14 protein-coding genes are annotated in these 18,655 nt (G+C 71.8%); 5 read left to right on the top strand and 9 right to left on the bottom strand.

Annotated features, from left to right (window positions below; translation table 11 throughout):
* The first annotated feature begins 131 nt into the window (after nt 1-131).
* The 5 genes from Phou_RS26945 to gap all read left to right on the top strand — a co-directional run bounded on the left by Phou_RS26945 (nt 132) and on the right by gap (nt 6,519).
* Entirely contained in the window at nt 132-659 is a 528-nt protein-coding gene (locus Phou_RS26945; RefSeq protein ID WP_173064567.1) for a (2Fe-2S)-binding protein, read from the top strand.
* On the top strand, nt 656-1,636 hold the full coding sequence (locus tag Phou_RS26950) for an FAD binding domain-containing protein (protein WP_173060519.1): 981 nt from the start codon (nt 656-658) through the stop codon (nt 1,634-1,636). Before Phou_RS26945 ends, Phou_RS26950 begins: the two co-directional genes overlap by 4 nt.
* On the top strand, nt 1,633-3,810 hold the full coding sequence (locus Phou_RS26955) for a xanthine dehydrogenase family protein molybdopterin-binding subunit (RefSeq protein ID WP_173060522.1): 2,178 nt from the start codon (nt 1,633-1,635) through the stop codon (nt 3,808-3,810). The genes Phou_RS26950 and Phou_RS26955 overlap by 4 nt, the downstream gene beginning before the upstream one ends.
* Nucleotides 3,811-4,038: 228 nt before the next feature.
* A complete protein-coding gene (locus Phou_RS26960; RefSeq protein ID WP_246273883.1) occupies nt 4,039-5,457 on the top strand; it encodes a helix-turn-helix domain-containing protein in 1,419 nt (472 codons plus the stop codon).
* A gap of 63 nt (nt 5,458-5,520) precedes the next feature.
* Nucleotides 5,521-6,519 carry a type I glyceraldehyde-3-phosphate dehydrogenase gene (gap, locus tag Phou_RS26965; RefSeq protein WP_173060525.1) on the top strand — a complete coding sequence of 333 codons (999 nt, stop codon included), beginning with the start codon at nt 5,521-5,523 and terminating at the stop codon, nt 6,517-6,519.
* Nucleotides 6,520-6,718: 199 nt separating this feature from the next.
* Here the strand turns inward: gap and Phou_RS26970 are convergent, their stop codons facing one another.
* From Phou_RS26970 to Phou_RS27010, 9 genes are all read right to left on the bottom strand, one after another.
* Complete coding sequence (locus tag Phou_RS26970; protein ID WP_173060528.1) at nt 6,719-7,168, bottom strand: DinB family protein; 450 nt, start codon at nt 7,166-7,168, stop codon at nt 6,719-6,721.
* Nucleotides 7,165-7,626: a hypothetical protein gene (locus Phou_RS26975; protein WP_173060531.1), complete on the bottom strand. Its 462-nt coding sequence runs from the start codon at nt 7,624-7,626 to the stop codon at nt 7,165-7,167. Before Phou_RS26975 ends, Phou_RS26970 begins: the two co-directional genes overlap by 4 nt.
* A gap of 26 nt (nt 7,627-7,652) precedes the next feature.
* Complete coding sequence (locus tag Phou_RS26980; RefSeq protein WP_173060534.1) at nt 7,653-8,216, bottom strand: GNAT family N-acetyltransferase; 564 nt, start codon at nt 8,214-8,216, stop codon at nt 7,653-7,655.
* A gap of 33 nt (nt 8,217-8,249) precedes the next feature.
* Nucleotides 8,250-9,143 carry a M15 family metallopeptidase gene (locus Phou_RS26985; protein WP_246273884.1) on the bottom strand — a complete coding sequence of 298 codons (894 nt, stop codon included), beginning with the start codon at nt 9,141-9,143 and terminating at the stop codon, nt 8,250-8,252.
* A 113-nt stretch (nt 9,144-9,256) separates the two neighbouring features.
* Nucleotides 9,257-10,423 carry a phospholipase gene (locus tag Phou_RS26990; protein WP_246273885.1) on the bottom strand — a complete coding sequence of 389 codons (1,167 nt, stop codon included), beginning with the start codon at nt 10,421-10,423 and terminating at the stop codon, nt 9,257-9,259.
* Nucleotides 10,424-10,510: 87 nt separating this feature from the next.
* Nucleotides 10,511-14,437 carry an FxSxx-COOH system tetratricopeptide repeat protein gene (gene fxsT / locus Phou_RS26995; protein ID WP_173060537.1) on the bottom strand — a complete coding sequence of 1,309 codons (3,927 nt, stop codon included), beginning with the start codon at nt 14,435-14,437 and terminating at the stop codon, nt 10,511-10,513.
* Nucleotides 14,430-15,359 (bottom strand): AAA family ATPase, encoded by a 930-nt coding sequence (locus tag Phou_RS27000; RefSeq protein ID WP_173060540.1) that lies wholly within the window; start codon nt 15,357-15,359, stop codon nt 14,430-14,432. The genes fxsT and Phou_RS27000 overlap by 8 nt, the downstream gene beginning before the upstream one ends.
* Nucleotides 15,359-17,401, bottom strand: coding sequence for a vWA-MoxR associated conflict system protein (locus Phou_RS27005; protein WP_173060543.1), 2,043 nt, complete (start codon nt 17,399-17,401; stop codon nt 15,359-15,361). The genes Phou_RS27000 and Phou_RS27005 overlap by 1 nt, the downstream gene beginning before the upstream one ends.
* Nucleotides 17,398-18,357, bottom strand: a complete 960-nt coding sequence (locus Phou_RS27010) for a lipase family protein (protein WP_173060546.1) — start codon at nt 18,355-18,357, stop codon at nt 17,398-17,400. Before Phou_RS27010 ends, Phou_RS27005 begins: the two co-directional genes overlap by 4 nt.
* Nucleotides 18,358-18,655 lie beyond the last annotated feature (298 nt).

Genomic DNA, 18,655 nt, shown 5'->3' on the forward strand with positions numbered 1-18,655 from the left:
GTGGTAGCACCGCTAACACACCTCCGAGGGAGGCAAGCGTGTCTGAGCAGGATGCCGTGCCGGTGCGGCGCCGGACGGTTCTGAAGGCGGCCGGGGCGGCAGGGTCCGTCGTGGCCGCGGGGCCGGCGGCGATGCAGACTCCCGCAGGCCCGCCGACCGAAGTGTCCCTGGGTGCGATACCAGCAGGAGCGACGGTCCAGATCGCCCTGTCGGTAAACGGTGTGCCGCGGCGGGTGCTCGTCGAGCCGCGCGTCACGTTGCTGGACGCGTTGCGCGAGCGGATGGGGCTGACCGGTACCAAGAAAGGCTGTGACCGCGGCGAGTGCGGTGCGTGCACCGTGCTCGCGGACGGTGAGCGGATCAAGTCCTGTCTCACCCTCGCGGTCATGCGCCAGGGCAGCGAGATCACCACGGTCGAAGGCCTGGCCCGAGACGGCGAGCTGCATCCCGTCCAGGAGGCCTTCATCCGCCACGACGCGTTCCAATGTGGAGGTTGTACTCCCGGCCAGATCATGTCCGCGGTGGCGTGCATCCGCGAAGGCCACGCCCGCTCCGACGACGAGGTGCGGGAGTGGATGAGCGGCAACCTCTGCCGCTGCGCGGCGTACCAGAACATCGTCGCCGCCGTCCGCGACGCGAGCAGGGAGATGGGCGCATGAGACCGTTCGGTTACGTGACGGCCACGGACCCGGCGGCCGCTGTGCGCCTCGCCGCACAGCCGGATGCGGCGTACATCGCGGGCGGTACCGACCTGTTGAACCTGATGCGGGACGGCGCCGAGAGTCACCGGGACCTGGTGGACATCAACCGGTTGAGGCTCGCCGACGTCACAGTGGACGGTGACGGCCTGCATATCGGCGGGCTCGCCCGGATGCGCCAGGTGGCCGAAGACCCGCGCGTGCTCCAGCGCTTTCCCGTGGTGTCGCAGGCATTGCTGGCGTCGGCGTCGCCTCAGGTGCGCAACATGGCCTCGATCGGCGGCAACCTGCTGCAGCGCACGCGGTGCGGCTACTTTCGCGATACCGGCTCCGCCTGCAACAAGCGCGTGCCCGGCAGCGGCTGCCCGGCGATCCAGGGTGAGAACCGGATACACGCGATCCTCGGTACGAGCGATCACTGCATCGCCACGCATCCGTCGGATCTGGCGGTGGCCCTGACCGCGCTGGACGCGACGGTTCACGTGCTGGGGCCGGGCGGCGCACGGCGGATACCGATCGCTGACTTCTACCTGCCGCCGGGCGACACCCCACACCTCGAAAACGACCTGCGGTACGGCGAGCTGATCACCGGTGTGAGCCTGCCGATCGGCCCTCCGGAGCCGTTGTCGCGATACCTCAAGCTCCGCGACCGCGCCACGTTCGAGTTCGCCGTCGTATCCGTCGCCGCCGTGCTGCGCGTCCGCGGTGGGCGGGTGCGGGGAGTCCGGCTGGCCTTCGGTGGCGTGGGCACCACACCGTGGCGCTCGGCGCAGGTGGAGGCGACCCTGGTCGGGCACCGCCTGACGGACGAACGGATGCGGGAGGCGGGTCGCGTTCTGGTGCGTGACGCGGTCCCGCGGGCGAGCAACGGGTTCAAGGTGGAGCTGGTGCAGCGTGCCCTGGCCGGCGTGCTCAGCGAGCTGGGAGGCGTTCGATGAGCAGGAACCTGGTCGGACGGGACGTCGCCCGGGTCGACGGCCGGGCGAAGGTCACCGGCACCGCGCGGTACGCGGCGGACCAACCCGTAGAGGGCCTGTTGCACGGATTTCTGGTGCTGAGCACGATCGCCCGCGGTGACGTGGCGCGCATCGACACGGACGAGGCACGGCGCAGCCCCGGGGTGGTCGCCGTCTACACCCACGAAAACATGCCGCCGCTCACAGTGCCCGAGGGCTTCTTCGTCAAGGGCTTCCTGCCGATGCAACAGGCGTGGATCCACCACAACGGGCAGCCGGTGGCACTCGTCGTCGCGCACACCTTCGAACAGGCCCGTGACGCCGCCACCCGCGTACACGTCGAGTACCGGACGGAAACGCCGGCCGTCGCGCTCGCCGATGCCACCGAGGACCCCTTCGTTCCGCTGCCGTTCCACGGGGAGGCGAACGAGGTGATCCGCGGCGACGTCGAGCGGGCGTTCGCCGGCGCGGCCGTCCTGCTCGACGCCGAGTACCGGTCCCCGGTCCACCACCACAACCCGATCGAGCCGCACGCCACAACCTCGGTGTGGGAGGGAAACCGGGTGACGGTGTACGAGACCGCGCAGGGCGTCAACGCCACCCGGGCCATGGTGGCCGCCGCCTGCCGCGTGCCGGAGGACGACGTACGGGTGATCTCGCCCTATCTTGGCGGCGGGTTCGGCGCCAAAGGGCTGGTCTGGCCGCACACGTTGCTCACCGCCGCGGTCTCCCGTGACCTGGGCCGTCCAGTGCGGACAGTGCTGACCCGGGCGCAGATGTACACCTCGGCCGGGCACCGGTCCGAGTTTCGCCAGCGGCTGCGCATCGGCGCCGACAGAGACGGGCGGCTGACCGCGATCGAGCACACCACCACCGCCCAGCTCACCCGCACCGACGAGTCCGTATTCAACCCGAGCGTCGCCACACACACCCTCTACGCCTGCCCGAACGTGCACGTGCGGCAGCTCGGCGTCCGGCTGGACATGCCGACCTCCAGCTTCATGCGGTCACCGGAGCTCACGGCACAGTTCGGGCTGGAGACGGCGCTGGACGAGCTGAGCCACAGCCTCGGGATCGACCCGGTCGACCTGCGCCTGCGCAACGACGTCCACGTCGACCAGCGCACCCGCGAGCCCTACACCGGCCGGCACCTCGCCGAGTGCTACCGGTTGGCCGCCGAGGCGTTCGGCTGGCGGCGGCGCGACAGCCGCCCTGGTGTCCGCCGGGACGGCGACGAGTACGTCGGCTGGGGCATGGCCACCGAGACGCACACCTTCGGCAACTTCCCGGCGAGTGCCAGCGCGAGCGTGCTGACGGACGGCCGGATACGGGTGAGCGTGGCCACCCAGGACATCGGCACCGGCACGTACACGGTGCTGTCCCAAGTGGCGGCGGACGCGGCGGGCGTGCCGCTGGAGCAGGTCACCACAGCCATCGGTGACACCGCACTGCCGGAGGCGGGACTGTCGGTCGCCTCGTCGACGGTGCCGAGCGTCGTCCCGTCGGTGGACAAGGCCGCCCGTGACGTCCGCGACGCCGTGGTCCGGCTGGCGGTCGCCGACCGCCGCTCGCCGCTGTACGGCGTCCCGGTCGACCGGGTCGTCGTCGAGCAGGGCCGGTTGTTCGACTCCCGCAGGCGGTCGCGATCCGACACCTACCGCGCTGTCGTCGGCCGCCACGGCCGGCCGGTCGTGGCGGAGGCCGCCGTCGAGAACGCGCCGGGGCACACCTACGGTGCGGTCTTCGTCGAGGTGCGGGTGCACGCTCGGTACGGCCGGGTGCGGGTGACCCGCGTCGTCGGCGCGTACGACCCCGGTCGCGTGCTGAACCGGCGGACGCTGCGCGGACAGGTCCTCGGCGGGGTGACCTGGGGCGTCGGGCTCGCCCTGATGGAGCACACGGCGGTCGATCGCGCGACCGGGCGGGTGGTCAATCCGAACCTGTCCACCTACCTGGTGCCGGTCAACGCCGACGCGCCACCGCGGGTGGACGTGCTCTTCGTCGACCAGCAGGACCCGGGCAGCACGGCGATCGGCGCCAAGGGCTTCGGCGAGACCCCCATGACCGGGGTACCGGCCGCGATCGGCAACGCCATCTTTCACGCCACCGGCCGCCGCCTGCGCGAGGTCCCCTTCACCCTGGACAAGCTGCTGTGACCCGCGATCCTGGGCGCGTGCCCATCCTTCTCCTACCCGGCTCCTGGCACGGCGCCTGGTGCTGGAACGAGGTCGTCGCCCACCTCGTACCGGATGGCCGCCCGACGCTGGCGGTCGACATGGCCGGGCACGGGTTGCGCGCGCGCCGACCCGAGTGCCTGACCACCCGTCCGTTCGACCCGGCGGGGCTGGCCACCGAGGTCTCGCCAGTGACCACTGTGGACCTCGGTGAGGCGGCCGACCCTGCTCGTCTCCCAGATCAGACACCTCGGACGTGGCGGCCCGGTGACCGTGGTGGCCCACAGCATGGGCGGCCCCGTGCTGACCCGGGTGGCGCAGCAGGTCCCCGACCTGGTGGCGCACGCCGTGTACCTCGCCGCGGTCATGCCCGCCTCCGGCAAGGCGGCCGGCCCGTACTTCGAGCTGCCGGAAAACGCGGGCGCACTCGTCCTGACCGCACTCCGGGGCGATCCCGAGGCATTCGGGGCGCTGCGGCTCGACCTCGCCTCGAACGACCCCGCCTACCGCCAGCAGGTTCGCGACGCGTTCTACGGCGACGTCGCTCCGCACCTCGCCGACGCCGCGCTGGGCCTGCTTACCCCGGAAACCCTGCGCCCGGCGGGGCATGGTTCGCCAGGGAACCCGGCGAACCATAGTGGTCACCGCACTAGTCTTTTGGTTGTGGCTGCTGGTCGCCTGCATCGTGTCGCCGTCCTGGTGCTTGAGGGGGCAAAGCCGCTTGACGTGGGCATCCCGGCACAGGTGTTCACCACGCGGGCGAGCATGCCGTACGAGGTGCGGGTCTGCGGGGCGGCGCCTGGCCTGGTGACCGGCGGCGACGGCCTGTCGTACCACGTCGCCGACGGCCTCGACGCGCTCGCCTGGGCCGAGATCATCTTCGTGCCCGGTTACCGCTTTCCGGACCGCGAGGACCCGCCGCGGGTCGTGGTCGACGCGCTGGTCGCCGCGCACGAGCGGGGCGCGCGGTTGGCCGCCATCTCGACCGGCGCCTTCGCGTTGGCCGCCACCGGCCTGCTCGACGGGCGGCGCGCGACCACGCACTGGCACTACACCCGGGCCCTGAAGGAGAAGCACCCGGCCGTGCGGGTCGACGAAAACGTGCTGTTCGTCGACGAGGGCAGCGTGCTGACGTCGGCCGGCGCCGCCTCGGGCATCGACCTGTGCCTGCACATCCTGCGGGGTGATCTCGGGGTGGGCGCCTCCAACCACGCGGCGCGGCGGTTGGTCGCGGCGCCGTACCGCAGCGGCGGCCAGGCACAGTACGTGCCGCGTAGCGTGCCCGAGCCGCTCGGTGAGCGGTTCGCGGTCACCCGCGAGTGGGCGCTGCACCGGCTGGACAAGCCCCTCACGCTTGAGACGCTCGCCCGGCACGCGGCGGTGTCGCCGCGCACGTTCTCCCGGCGGTTCGTCGAGGACACCGGCTACACGCCGATGCAGTGGGTGCTGCGCGCCCGCATCGACCTGGCCCGCGAGCTGCTCGAACGCTCACAGCGCAGCGTCGAGCAGATCGCCGCCGACGTCGGGCTGGGCACGGGCGCCAACCTGCGGCTGCACTTCCAGCGCATTCTCGGCACCACTCCGAGCGAGTACCGCCGCACCTTCGCACCCGGCGAACAGCTGGCGTGATCCTTGCGGACCGTGGCGCGCACGCCGCTGTCCGGACGCGTGCCGTACCGCGAATCTTGGGTCATGACACGCATCGCCATCAACGGATTCGGCCGCATCGGCCGCAACGTGCTGCGCGCTCTGCTGGAACGCGACAGCAAGCTCGACGTCGTCGCCGTCAACGACCTCACCGACCCCGCGGCACTTGCCCGACTGCTCGCGTTCGACAGCACGGCGGGACGGCTCGGCCGCCCGGTGACCGTCGACGGGGACACCCTGGTGGTCGACGGTCGCCGCATCACGGTGCTCGCCCAGCGGGAGCCGTCCGAGCTGCCCTGGGCCGAGCTCGGCGTCGACATCGTGCTCGAGGTCACCGGCCGCTTCACCTCGGCGGACGCCGCCCGCGCCCACCTCGCCGCGGGGGCGAAGAGGGTGCTGGTCGGCGCGCCCTCCGAGGGTGCCGATGTCACGCTCGCGTTCGGGGTCAACAACGACGCGTATGACCCGGCCGTCCACACGATCGTCTCGAACGCCTCCTGCACGACAAACGCGCTGGCGCCGCTGGCCGCGGTGCTCGACGAGCTCGCCGGCATCGAGCACGGCTTCATGACCACGGTGCACGCCTACACGCAGGAGCAGAACCTGCAGGACGGCCCGCACCGCGACGCCCGCCGCGCCCGCGCCGCCGCGGTCAACATCGTGCCGACCACGACCGGTGCGGCGAAAGCGATCGGCAAGGTGCTGCCACGCCTTTCCGGCAAGCTGTCCGGCGACTCGATCCGAGTGCCGGTACCGGTGGGCTCGATCGTGGAGCTCAACACGACCGTCGCCCGTGACGTGACCCGCGACGAGGTGCTGACCGCATACCGGGTCGCGGCGGACGGCCCGCTCGCCGGCATCCTCGAGTACTCCGACGACCCCCTCGTCTCCTCCGACATCGTCGCCAACCCCGCGTCGTCAATCTTCGACTCGGCCCTCACCCGCGTCGACGGCCGCCACGTCAAGGTGGTCGCCTGGTACGACAACGAATGGGGCTTCTCCAACCGCGTGATCGACACGCTCGAACTGCTCGCGGCGGAGTAGACCTTGCGCTAGAGACCTTCGACGTCAGGGGTGGGGTGCGATCGTGGTAGCCCGGTTCAGAACGATCAGTTCAAAACAGATCCGGGCTACCGCGACGTCCGCCGTGGTCCGGACGACGGCGGACATCGCGGCAGCTCACATCTCGTTTGGGTTGGACATTTACCAGAAGCTCACCCTGACCGCGAAAGGTCTCGGCGGCTCAACGGCCGGTCTGGCCGTCTATCTGCTCGCGGATGATGTCGGCGTGCCCGGCGTGGCGGGCGGTCTCCTCGATGACGGCGAGCAGCACCGATCGAAGGTCGCGCACCTTGCCGTGTCGGTGCACCGGCGAGTCCGCGTCGCCGGCGGCGGCGATGATCTCGTTGCTTGCCGCACAGGCGGCGCGGTACTCGGCCCGGAGGGTCCGCACCGAGACCGATGGGTCGACCTGCATCGACCGGTTGCCCCTGCCTGCCTTCCCACCGGCGACGACCTCCTCGAACCACAGTGACTCGACGAAAGTGAGGTGCTGCACCAGCCCGGCGAGGTTGGTGCCCGAGTCGACCGTGCTGCGCCGCGCGTCGTCGTCGCTCAGTCCGGCCAGCTTCCTGAGCACCGCGGCCCGTAGCCCGTCGAGCACCGCGCGCAGCTGCTGGACCTCGGGAGTCATGCGGGGAGCATGTCCGCCTCGTCGAGCAGCCGGGCGGCGAAGGCGTCGTCATCCAACGCGTACGTCACGACGAGCTCGGCCAGGTCCTCGGGTGCCAGCCGCCGCACGGCCTCGGCGTATACGGCGCGGTCCGGGCCGTCAAGGTCGTCTTGTAGCGGAGGCTCGGCGGACGAGGAGAAGGGCATGCCGCCGGTGACGGCCGTCAGCATGAGGGCGGCGGCGTGAGCGCACAGCTCGTCGCCGGCCGCCGCGCAGGCGCACCTGCCGATGACGGCCCCGTCGACGATGCCCACCCACGCATGGAAGGCGCCGTCCGGGGCTTGCACCAGCGCTTGGACACCCCCGCCGGCGGGCTCGGGCTCGCCGATCCCGTCGTCTTCACGCAGCCGCTCCGCCGCCTCCCGCACCTCCGGTGGGATGGACTCACGAAACGCCTCGATGTCAATGCGGACGGCCACGCCGGCACCCTACCGGTAGTCCTTGATCACTGCTGCATCACCCAGATGGTGAGAGGCTCGGTGACGGTGCGCACGACCTGCCACCCCGCGCGGCGGTAAAGCTCGACGTTGGCCGGGTTGCTGGTCTCCAGGACCGCAGGGAGGCCGTCGTCGGCGGCCCGGCGCAGGCCAGCGTTCATGACCGCGCGGCCCCAGCCGCGACCGGCGCTGGCGGGGTGTGTGGCCAGCACGCCGAGGTACCAGAACGGCGTGGCCGGCAAGGCGGCGTGCACAGCCTCCTCGTAGGCGAGGACACGGGCGAGCGGGCCGGCCGGCAGGTGAGCGGACAGGTCGTCCTCCCCGGCCGCGGTGCCGGTCTGCGGCGGTTGCCAGATCGCGGTCGAAGCACCGCGTTCGATGGTCCAGATCGTCTGCTTTTGTACCCTCTTGTCAAAGAGGTGCCCGAAGAACGCGGCGGCGTACCGCGGATAGGTGACCTCGTCGGGGAAGAGGTACCGCAGGACCGGGTCCTTGGCGAACGCGGCGACCGTGCAGCCGACGACCACCTCGCGGTCCGCCGGGGTGGCAATCGTGATCTCGGGTATCGGCACCCTCCGAACCTATCCACCACCCCCGTGTCGGGTTCAGCCGCCGGTGGCGGAGAAGTGCATGTAGTCCTTCAGCGACCGGTAGTCGCCGCCCCACTTCCAGCCGACCGCGGCGAAGGCGCGCACGACCGGCCCGCGCGGCCGCACCATCCCGGGCCGCGCCTTCGCGCGATCGAGATAGGCGGTGGCCAGCTCCGGCAAAACCACACGACCCTTGTGGTACGGATTCTGGAACGGGTTGACGTCCACAGCCAGCCCGTAGGCGTGCTGCGACCACGCCGTATTGCCGCGCACCGGCCGGCACGCGAACGCCTCGGTGGTGTTGCCGTCGCCTGTCGGCGGCGCGTCCATGTCCGTCGCGCTCGAGATGCGCATGCGCTCGATCGGGAAGTTGGCGGCGAACAGCCGGCCGAACACCGCGACCATGTCGTCGGCCGCCCGTGCGTTGACCAGCAGCTCGCCGGTGTGCGCGCGCCCGTCGAAGCCGCGGAAGCCGACCGTGAGATAGCGCAGGTCGCTCGCCGCCACCGGGCACGCCTTGGTCCAGCTGGAACGGGCGAGCACGCCGGCGGGCACCGCCTCGACGGTCGCGTGGAAGCGGCCATCGGGCGGCGGGGGCAGGTCGTCGACCGTGATGATGGAGCGGTTGCGCAGCTCAGGCGGGGTGTCCCGGGCCGCGGGAAACCCGTTGGGCCCCACCGGGAGGACGCGCGTCCCCAGCCAGCGCGGCGCGGGTGTGGCGTTCCCGATGCGGGTGGTGGTCGGGCTGGGGGAGGGAGCGCGCGTGGTGGGCGAGGCGGTCGGAGCGGGTGGTCCACTCGGCCGCGGGCCGGGCGGCGGGCCGCCGGAACAGCCGGCCACGGCGTGGCCGAAAAACAAGGCCGCGACCAGCAGACCCCACATCCTGCCGGCACCGCGCCGCACTCTCACCGCCACTCACCTCCACCCGCACGCCTGGGTACCCGGTGCGCGTCCGCCCAACCTACGACGGCTCATGGCGGAGCCGCCGCGGGCTCCGCCATGAACTCGGGTGATGGGCGCGGTCAGGTCCGCGGGGCCTTGCCGGACGTGGTGGCCGGCAGGAGGTCGGCGGCCGCGTCGATCTGCTCGGGAGTGACCCTCTGGAACCCGAAGATGCGCACCGCCTCGTAGTAGACCGTCGCCAGGGCGTAGCAGGCGGGCCGCACCGCGTCGCCGTAGTTGGCGCACACCCGCTGCATGTCGCCGTAGAAGGCGAGGTCGAGCCGGTCCTTGTTCGCCTCGAACCGTTGGGCCGCCTTGTAGTTGCGGTACCCGAAGTCATGCCGGGCGCAGGCCGACTCGAACGTGAAGCCCAGCGGGTTGTCCGGCGCGCCGGTGCAGAGGTCGGTGGACCAGTCGAACTGGTACGCCCCGTAGGTCTCCGGGAAGAACCGCCCCACGTTCCACGCGTCGTAGCTGCCCGAACCCGGCGACGTCAGGCTCTCCAGCACCGCCAGCCGGTTGGGCGCGAGGCCGGTGGAGATCTCGCCGGAACCGACCGATGCCGACACCGTGCTGGTGCCGAGACCCGAGCAGGCGCCCAGGTAGCGCAGCCCGTTCGGCAGTGCGAGGCAGCCGATCCAGATGCCTCCGTCGAGCGTCTGCAGCGCCAGGTTGAACCCGACCTCGATCTGCGCGCCGCCGTCGTACACGCGCCCGTCGATGATCACCGCACCGTAGCTGTAGCCGTAGTAGTCGTTGACGAACGAGAACGGCGCCGCCGCCGCGACGACCTGCCCGTTGTACGGCGAGCCGGACGTCCGCTCGATCAGGTACGCCTGCCCGGCGCCCGCGAGGTAGAAGTTGCAGAGGACCTCGGCCAGGTAGTCGATCCGCACGGTGAGCCCGACCTTGCTGATCGACCCGCTGATGTAGGGCGTGCAGCCCGCGTCCGCCGGCCGCGCGCCGGTGACCATGCGCGGCGCCTCGCCGGCGGCCGGTGGGCGCAGCGCGATCGCGGAGCCGTCCGCAAGCTCCGCCACGGATCGCCGGCCCGCGGGTCGCTTGGCGGCGTCCGGCTTCTCCGCCGACACGCCGGGTGCCGCCGTGACCGCCCGATCGGGCAGGCTCGGGGCGTCAGCGCCCGGCGCGGCCTGTGCCGGGAGCCCGTGTCCCACCGCGCCGAGCAGCGCGAGCGCCATCACCGCCGCCGATGCCAGGGTCCGTCTGATGGCCGGTCTTTGTCTCATGTCCCACTCCCGTCCGTCGTACCTGGGTGCGGGCAGGCTTTCAGCCGCCACTGGACGGGAACTGGACCTCGAATGGACGCGGCGACCTCAGATCGGAAGAGGCTCGATGTCGCAGTCGATCAGGACGCCAGCGCGTGCGGTCACCGCCTCCGGATGCTCCGGACCGAGCTGCCTCACAAGCTCCTCAATGGACAGTGCGTGCAGCTCGTCGGCGCGTTCCTCGTCGCCGGCCGCCCTGATGTGCACCGCGAGGTTGAGGGCGCAGACCAGCGAGTACGGGTGGTATTCGCCGCGGGTCTGCCGCAAGAAGTGTTGCGTCTGCTCGGACAGCGCCAGGGCTGGTGCCCGTTCGCCGGCTCGGGCCAGGTCGTTGGCGAGGTTGTTGGCAGCGCACAGCGTGTGTGGATGCTGCTCACCCAGCGCCCCGGTAAGGCCCTCCAATGCCGACTCGGCCAATGCCCGGGCCTCGCGATCCTTGCCAGCCGCCCGCAGGACGATCGCCTCATTCACCATTGCGGCGAGGGTGAGCGGATGCCGACCTCCGAAGGCGCGGCGGTACCCTTCGCTGACCTCGGCTGCGAGCTCCCGCGTCTCGTACAGGGCGCCGGTGGCGCGCAATGTGTTCACGTAGCTCGTCGTGGCGGCCAGGGTGTGTTGGTGGTCGCGGCCGAAGCGGGTGCGGAAGGCCATGTAGTTCTCCCTCGCGTGGCGCAGCGCCTCGTCGTGGCGGCCGAGCTTGCGCAGGCAGTTCGCGAACGTCAGCGTCGCGCGGTGGCCCGGCGGCCGGTTATGCAGCAGGTTCAGCGCGGCCTCGTACCTGCCCAGCTCATAGAGGTCCAGCGCGAGGGCGAACGCCGTCTCGGGCTGGTCCGCGTCAAGAAGACCTTCGTCGACGTCGTGCGCCGTCAACATGTCGCCGAGCAGGCGCTGGTCCGCCGTGAGGGCCTGTCTCGCCGCCCGGGTCAGCGAATGGTTCGGGCCGAAGTTGCGCTCCGTCTGCGCCTGGAGCTCCTGGTCCAGCTCGTACGCCTGCACGTAGTCGCCGGCGATCCGCAGGTCGGCGGCGAGCGACCGGCCGGCAGCAAGTGTGTACTCGTCGGCGGTGCCGAAGACGGGCCGCATGCGCCGGTAGGCGTCGGCCGCCAGCTCGCGGGCTCGCTCGTTGAAACCGAGGGCACGCAGGGCGGCCGCGAGGTGAGCGGTGGCAAGGAGCGTGTGTGGGGCATCCGGCCCGAGTGCCTGTGGCCATCGTTCCACCGCGCGCTCGCCCAGCCGGCGGCTGGCGTCGTAGTCGCCGATCGCCCACAGGTAGCGGATCTGGTCCAGGATCACCTGACGCGCCTCGTCACCGGGGGCGTCGATCAGTCCGGTAGGGGCGATGTGCGGGCCGATCTGTGCGTGCAGCGACCAGGTCGCGGGATTCTCGGGATCGCCCGGGTTGGCCGTGGCGAGTAGCTGCCACGCATCCGCCCGCCCTTGTCCGAGATCCTGTTCCGGTATCCACTCTCGTAGCGAGAGTTGCACGAGGCGCGATACTTGGATGAAGTCGTTCATCGGGCCGGTGTCCGCCAGGCCAGATCGCTGGAGATTGCGGATGGCGCCGTGCGCGGCGACCCGGTCGGACAGACCACCGATCAGCAAAGACGTCGAGATCGCCTCCGACCCCAGGTGCGCGAAGAGCTTCAGTAGGTAGGCAGCCGTCGGGTCCGTCGCCTCCATGTGGTCGAGGGCGATGCTGACCAGCACGATGAGGGTGACCGGATAGAAGGCGGGCCTTCCTTCGGACAGCAGCTCCCGCACCTCAGCGTCAAATAGGGCCAGAAACTCCGCGGTGGGCATGCCGGTGAATTCCAGGAGGCTCGCGGCCAGGCCCATCGCGAGGGGCAGGTCGCCGAGCTTGTCGGCCAGCCGGTCGGCATCCTCGGGTGAGAGGTGGGGTGCGCGGCGCAGGACCAGCTCGACGCTCTCCCTGCGCATGAAGACGTCGACCTCGACGGCGGACCAGACGTCACTCCAGGCCAGGTTTCGGGAGGTGAGGATGACGTGACCGCCGACCGACGGGATCAGGTGCGCCAGGTCGTCGGGGTCGTTCGCGCTGTCGTAGATCAGGAGCCAGCGCAACGGACTGGCCGCCAGGGCGTCCAGCAGCATCATGGCGGCCTGCTGCTGGTCGACGGCCTCTGGCAGGCCCAAGCGGCGACCGAGTTCGCGCAGCGACTGCCGGGCCGACGCGCCATCCTCGGCCGGGACCCACCAGACGACGTCGTAGGAGTCGGCGTGACGGCGCGCGTACTCGAGCGCGAGCTGGGTCTTGCCCACGCCGCCCATGCCGTGCAGCGCGAAGGGCAGGACAGATACCTTCGAGCCCTGCGTGAGCCTTTCGCGAAGTTCACGTAGCAGCTCCTCGCGGCCGCTGAACGTCAGGTTGGTGCTGGGCAGGTTCCAAATCTCTGGGCGCCCCTCTTCCTCGGGCTCGTCGTCGGGCTCGGGTGACCGTTCCGGGTCGGCCGGCGCGCCGCCCGGCATGGCGCCGAGCAGGCGCAAGGTGTCCCGGGTCGCCTCGGCGAAGGGGTGCAGCCCGGCCGGGAGCCGCACGTCGCCGGTGGGGTCGTAGATGACAGCGGCGAAGCCCGCAGGCAGGCCGGCGCTGGAGGCGACGTGATTGCTCAGGACGGCGTACATGCGCCAGGCGTCCTGGGCGCCGAGCATCTCCCGCAGCCGCTCCTGCACGCCCGGCCTTGGGCGCAGGATCGGCGGCTGTCCCGCCTCGGTGACCGCGTTGAACAGGCCGATGACCACCTCGGCCAGGTCGGACACCGTGGCCTCGGGCACAAGCTCCTGGCGGATCAGGTTGAGCAGGGGGAGGCTGACCTGCTGGTACGGGGCGCAGAACACGGCCAGCCGCACCGCCGCGGGTGAGGCGACGAGCTGGAAGGTCTGGACGAGCTGCGCGCCGGTCATGTGCCCGCCGTCGGCGGAGGAGGCGTCCAGGCGCCCTTGCGCGGGAATCAGCACGGCGTCGCAGCCGCCCGGGTCGCCGCGCATGACGGTGCGTGCCCAGCGGCCGAGGGAGTGGGGCGTGAGGCTGACGGCCGGCAGCGGTGTCCACTGCGACGCCTGCGTCTGCAGCAGCAGCGGCACGCCGTACCGAAGTCCGGTGTTGCGGGTGCCCGGCGTGCCCGGACCGACGCGCACCCCGGGCAGGTCCAGCCCGGTCTGCCGCCACAGCTTGGCCGGCAGCGGGTTGAGCAGGGTGGTGGAGGCCGAGGCCGACCAGCCGCGCAGCGCCCGCCACATCGCCGGTCGGCGCCACGCGGGCGCCGAGCAGTCCGAGACGACGAGCACGAGCCGCCGGACGCCCGCCGGGCACAACCGGTCGGCGGGGGTGGGCCGGTCGCGGTGGTCGCGCAGCACCGGGCCGTTTTCGGTCGCGGTCAACCGCCAGGTCTGCACGGTACGGAACGCGCCGAGCTGCTGCAGCAGCTTGGTCAGCTCGCCGATCACGTCCGACCAGACCGCCATCGACGGCGACTCGTCGACGACGAGGACGGCGTCGAACCAGCGTTCAGGCGCGGGCACGAAGGCGGGGATGAGCTGCCCGACCCGCGCGTAGTCGCGGACCGTGGCGTCCAGGTCGAGCTGGGAACGCCGCCCGGTCCGCCACGGCGTCTTGAACGGGCGCAGGGACCGGGCCAGCTCCAGCGGCCGGGGCAGCAGCCGGCTGTGCCGCACCCGCACCCGGCGGCCGGTCGACTCGGCTTCCGCTTCCTCGGAGGCGTCGTGCAGCTGCTGTACCGCATCGGGTGGTGATGTGGAGGGTGCCTGCTGCTCGGCCGAGGCGGACGCGGCGGTGGCGGCGCCGGCCGGCACCTGCGCGGCGGCCGGCCCGGATCCGCGGTCGAGGGCCGCGGACTGCGCGGCGGCAAGCCAGATGGCTTCGGCGATGCCGGTCGCGTCGAGCTCCGGCGCGACCGTCCGCAACCAACCGACCAGGCCGCGCGGCGGGTCAGGCACGGGACAGCTCGCGCAGCAGCATGGCCACAAGGTGTTCGCGCTGCCCGTCCTGCGGTGGCTGGTCGCCGGAGAGCATGAAGACGGCGTTGAGCAGCTGGTCGATCGCGAGGTTTTCGCCGTCGCGCAGGCGTTGCAGGAAGTCGTCGACGAGGTCGGCCAGCGGACCGGAGCCGGGCACGGCCAGGTCGAGGTGGGCACGGACCACGCGGTGCAGCATGTCGCGGGTCGGCAGCGGCATCGTGTAGCGGATGCACCGCCGCAGGAACGGCGCCGGGAAGTCCCGCTCGCCGTTGCTGGTCATCACGATGACCGGAAACTCGGTACAGCGCACCATCCCGCGTTCGATGGGATGGGTGGCGCTGCCGCCCCATTCACGCACGGCGACCACCGGATGTTCGTGGCGGGCCAGCTCCGGGATCTCGAACTCGCCCCGTTCCAGGGCGTCGAGCAGGTCGCTGGGCAGGTCGAGGTCGCTCTTGTCGATCTCGTCGATGAGCAGCGCGCGGGGCCGGTCGGCGGGCAGCAGCGCCGTGCCCAACGGGCCGAGCTGGATGAACGGCGCGATGTCGTCGGTGTGCGCCGGCTGCCCCAGCTGGCGGGCGTGGATGCGGCCCAGCACGTCGTACCGGTACAGGGATTCCAGCAGCGTGCTGCGCGAGGTGATGTGCCAGCGCAACGCCGGACCCAGCTTCAGCTCGGCGGCGACGGAGTCGACCACTGTGGACTTTCCCGAACCCGGCGCGCCGGTGATCAACAGCGGGCGGCGCAGGCTCAGGGCGGCATTGACCGCGTCGGTCAGGCCCGGCGGCGGCTGAAACACCGTCGCCAGCGGCCGCCGGGGAAACTCGCGCCACGGTGGCGGCCGGTGCAGCGTGACGTCGCGGGGCACGCCGTCGCCGCGGTAGTAGGGGCTCCACGTCATCACGGGCTCCTCGGTGGGTCGGTGAGGCGGCGCTGGAAGTAGCGGCAGAACTCGAGCCAGTCGCGGTCGTCCCAGACGGCACGCAGGTCGGCGATGGCCTCGGCGGGCTCGGCGCGCCACCGCTGCCGGTAGGCGACCAGAAAGCCGGCCGGCAGGTCCGGCCATGACGTGTCCAGCCCGTCGCGGTGCTGAGCGCGGAACTCCGCCGTGTCGTCGGGCCACAGAAGGATCGGGCTGAAGGCAAGCAGCATCTCCATCAGCCGCTGGTCCTCGCCCGGGCTGCTGCTGAGCCCGATCGCCCGGGTGTACGCGCCGGAGCGCAGCCGCTCGTGCAGCGCCCGCAGCTCGCGGGTGTCCTGCTCGGCCAGCCAGTCGATCGGCGCCTGCCCCTCGTACGCGGAGATCTCCTCCAGCCGCTTGGCGGCGTAGGTGTTGATCCACCGCAGGCCGTGCGGCGGGCTGAGCCGTTCACTCCACCGGGTCACCACGTCGTAGTCGACCCCCAGGCGCGCGCCGTACTCCACTTCCTCCGGACGCCAGCGCAGCAGCAGCGGCGTGGGGATCGCCACGTCGACGCGGCGCAGGGTGAGCCGCCCTTCCGCGGCGTGCTCCTCCGCCCAGTCGATGGCGGAGGCAAGCGCCGCTTCCACGCCGGCGCGGCTTGGCTCGCAGGGGAACTCCTCGCGCTGGTACAGGTCACCGTCACACAGCAGCCACCCGCCGAGCGTCTCCGGCCAGTCGCCGGCGATGGACGCGTGCAGGCTCACGATCAGGCGCAGGCGCTGCTCCCGGGAGCGGGTACGGATCGCTTCGGCCGCGTCGTTGGCCTGCACGGTCGCGCCGACCGACTCCGCCCAACCGCGCAGCTCGGGCCCTTCGACGTCGAGGCCGGCGTCGGCGGCGAGCAGGATCAAAAACCGGACCATCGTCATACGGCAGGTCTGGCTCACCGGGTGCGAGAGCGCCACATGCTCGACAAGGTCGGCGTCCGTGGTCAGCTGCCGGTCGGCCACCGGGATGCGCAGGATCGCCGCGGCGCGGCGCAACCGCGTGCTGGTCAGCGCGGCGCCCAGCCAGGTACGCAGGAAGGCTGTGGTGCGCAGCGCCACCAGCAGGCTGTCCGCGGCCCGCGCTGCCCGCACATACTCCGGCCCGGCCGGCGCGGCCGCCTCCATCTGCTCCCTCAGCTGACGCAGCGCGGACTCCGTCCACTCCGCGGGTAGCGGGACGTGCTCGGGCAGCCCGGAAAGCGCCGCGCGCAGCTCCGCCGCGCCGACCCGGCCGAGCGCTGCCCGTGCCGTGCCCGAGCGGTGTGGCCTTCGGTAGGCGACGTTGTGTCCGAGCCACAGGCCACCGACCGCCGTCGGGTCGCCGTCGAACGCGGATACCACGATGTCCTGCCCCAGGCCCGGCCGCCGCAGCTGGGTCGCGACACTGTGGACGTCGAGCAGCAGTCCCGCGTCGGCGACCCCGGCCCGCAGGACCCCGGTCGCGCCGCGGCTGAGCCGCAGCTCGTACGCGTCCTGCCCGACCGCGGCGGCCATCAGCAGCGCCAGCCGGGTGCGGCCGCCCCGGGTGCCGGTGGCCAGCTCCGCCATCGAGGGTTGGGCAGCGGCCGCGGTGCAGGTGTCGATGATGCCGACGACGCCGTTGACACCGGGCCGGTCGGCCGCCTCCAGCAGCAGGCGCCGCACGTCGACCGCGCCTTCCCGCACTCCCTGCCGCGAGTGCAGCCCCATCAGGTACAGGGTCGGTGCGGTGCCGGGAATGAAGCCGTGCCCCAGCAGCGCCAGTACCAGGGTTGCCTCGTGCCGCGCGGCGTGCCCGGCGGCGGCGCGTACCAGCTGCTCGATCTGCTCGGCGGCCAGCTCGCCGTGGTGCAGCGACCCGCCGTCGGGCAGCCCGGGCGCGCAGCCGCCGACCGCGGCGTCGGCCAAGGCGTCGTGCAGGCCGCGCGCCGCCTCCTCCAGCCCGTCGAGGAACGGCAGGTCCCGGCACTGGGACGCGACCACGAGCAGGTGACGCCGCGGATGCGTGGTCATCGGGCACTCACATGGCGGCGCAGCGTCTCCGCGATCGGACCGGCGACGTCGGCCTTGCTCAGGTACTTGGTCGCGGTGTGCACCCAGAGCCCGTCCGAGTCGATCCGCGCGCTCTGCGGCAGTACCCCCGTCTCGTTGGGCTTGAGGTCCTCGGCCAGCCGCGGCCGGCTGACGACGACGTCGTCGCGGTCCCAGAAGTTGAGCCACCGCCGCACCGCCCGCGGAGTGCGCGGTGGTTGCGGCACCAGGCGGGGCAGCACGACGGTACGCATCGCGATCGGCGAACCCAGCGTCACCAGCAGCGGCACCTCGCCGGTGTACTCGTGCAGCGCCTCCAGGCCGACGACTGTGCCCAGCGAATGCGTCACGGCGATCACCGGCCCGTCGCCGAACGCCGCGCGCACCCTGGCCCGGATGCGTACGTCCAATGTGGCCCCGCTCGCATCGTGCTCGCCGCGGGCCAGGTAGCGCGCCACCTGGGCCAGGTCTCCCACGAGGAACTTCGCGCTGACCCACTGGCCGGAGCGCCGCAGCGGCCCGATGCCCAGCAAGGTCGTGGCGGCGTTGATCGCCCGGCGGAGCAGGTCGCCCGCCCCCTGCGCCGGGCCGGGCGGGCGTAACTGCGCGCGGGCCGCGAGCAGCTGCGCCCGCACCTGCTCCTGCGACACCTCCGCCAGATGCTCCTCGACCGTCTCGGTGAGCAGCTCGACAAGGATCTGCGCCTCGCCCGCGCCGAGCGGGGCCGCACCCGCGCCCTGCGCCTGGCCGGGGGTGAACAGGTCGCCGTAGTGGCAGAAGTGCACGTCTACCTGCCGGCCGCCGGCGAGCCGGTCGGCCAGGTCCGAGTGTCCGGACCGGCGAAAGCCCTCGGCCAGCGCCGCGCTCCACCGCGCGCACTCCTCGTCGGCACGGCGTGCGGCGCCGATGCCGTGGACGAACACCAGCCGAAGCGACATCGACTCTCCGAGGCCAAACAGGACGGATCACGTCGGGACGTCATCTTTTCCAACGTACGAGGCGTGGTACAAGTGCCAGCCTCGCCGATGAGCGCCAGTGGTTGTCGGATGCCCGACAGCCTCGGGCGCCGAGCTGCCGGCTCAACCAGCGAGCGCCGATGCGTTCGGCGATGACCGTCCTGTAGGCACGGCGGGATTGTTCGGGACTTCCGTCCCGGCAACCTCAGGAGTTTCGGCAGCGGTGCGATGCGCGTTGTCGCCGGGAGGCTGTGGGTGTCAAGAGGTACGACTTCCGCTC

This window comes from Phytohabitans houttuyneae, from assembly GCF_011764425.1.
Lineage (GTDB): Bacteria > Actinomycetota > Actinomycetes > Mycobacteriales > Micromonosporaceae > Phytohabitans > Phytohabitans houttuyneae.

What these genes read in the sequence shown, in the direction of transcription:
- Phou_RS26945 (WP_173064567.1), top strand. Translation starts at nt 132, where the DNA reads ATGCAGACTCCCGCAGGCCCGCCGACCGAAGTGTCCCTGGGTGCGATA.
- Phou_RS26950 (WP_173060519.1), top strand. Translation starts at nt 656, where the DNA reads ATGAGACCGTTCGGTTACGTGACGGCCACGGACCCGGCGGCCGCTGTG.
- Phou_RS26955 (WP_173060522.1), top strand. Translation starts at nt 1,633, where the DNA reads ATGAGCAGGAACCTGGTCGGACGGGACGTCGCCCGGGTCGACGGCCGG.
- gap (WP_173060525.1), top strand. Translation starts at nt 5,521, where the DNA reads ATGACACGCATCGCCATCAACGGATTCGGCCGCATCGGCCGCAACGTG.
- Phou_RS26970 (WP_173060528.1), bottom strand. Translation starts at nt 7,168, where the DNA reads ATGACTCCCGAGGTCCAGCAGCTGCGCGCGGTGCTCGACGGGCTACGG.
- Phou_RS26990 (WP_246273885.1), bottom strand. Translation starts at nt 10,423, where the DNA reads ATGAGACAAAGACCGGCCATCAGACGGACCCTGGCATCGGCGGCGGTG.
- Phou_RS27000 (WP_173060540.1), bottom strand. Translation starts at nt 15,359, where the DNA reads ATGACGTGGAGCCCCTACTACCGCGGCGACGGCGTGCCCCGCGACGTC.
- Phou_RS27005 (WP_173060543.1), bottom strand. Translation starts at nt 17,401, where the DNA reads ATGACCACGCATCCGCGGCGTCACCTGCTCGTGGTCGCGTCCCAGTGC.
- Phou_RS27010 (WP_173060546.1), bottom strand. Translation starts at nt 18,357, where the DNA reads ATGTCGCTTCGGCTGGTGTTCGTCCACGGCATCGGCGCCGCACGCCGT.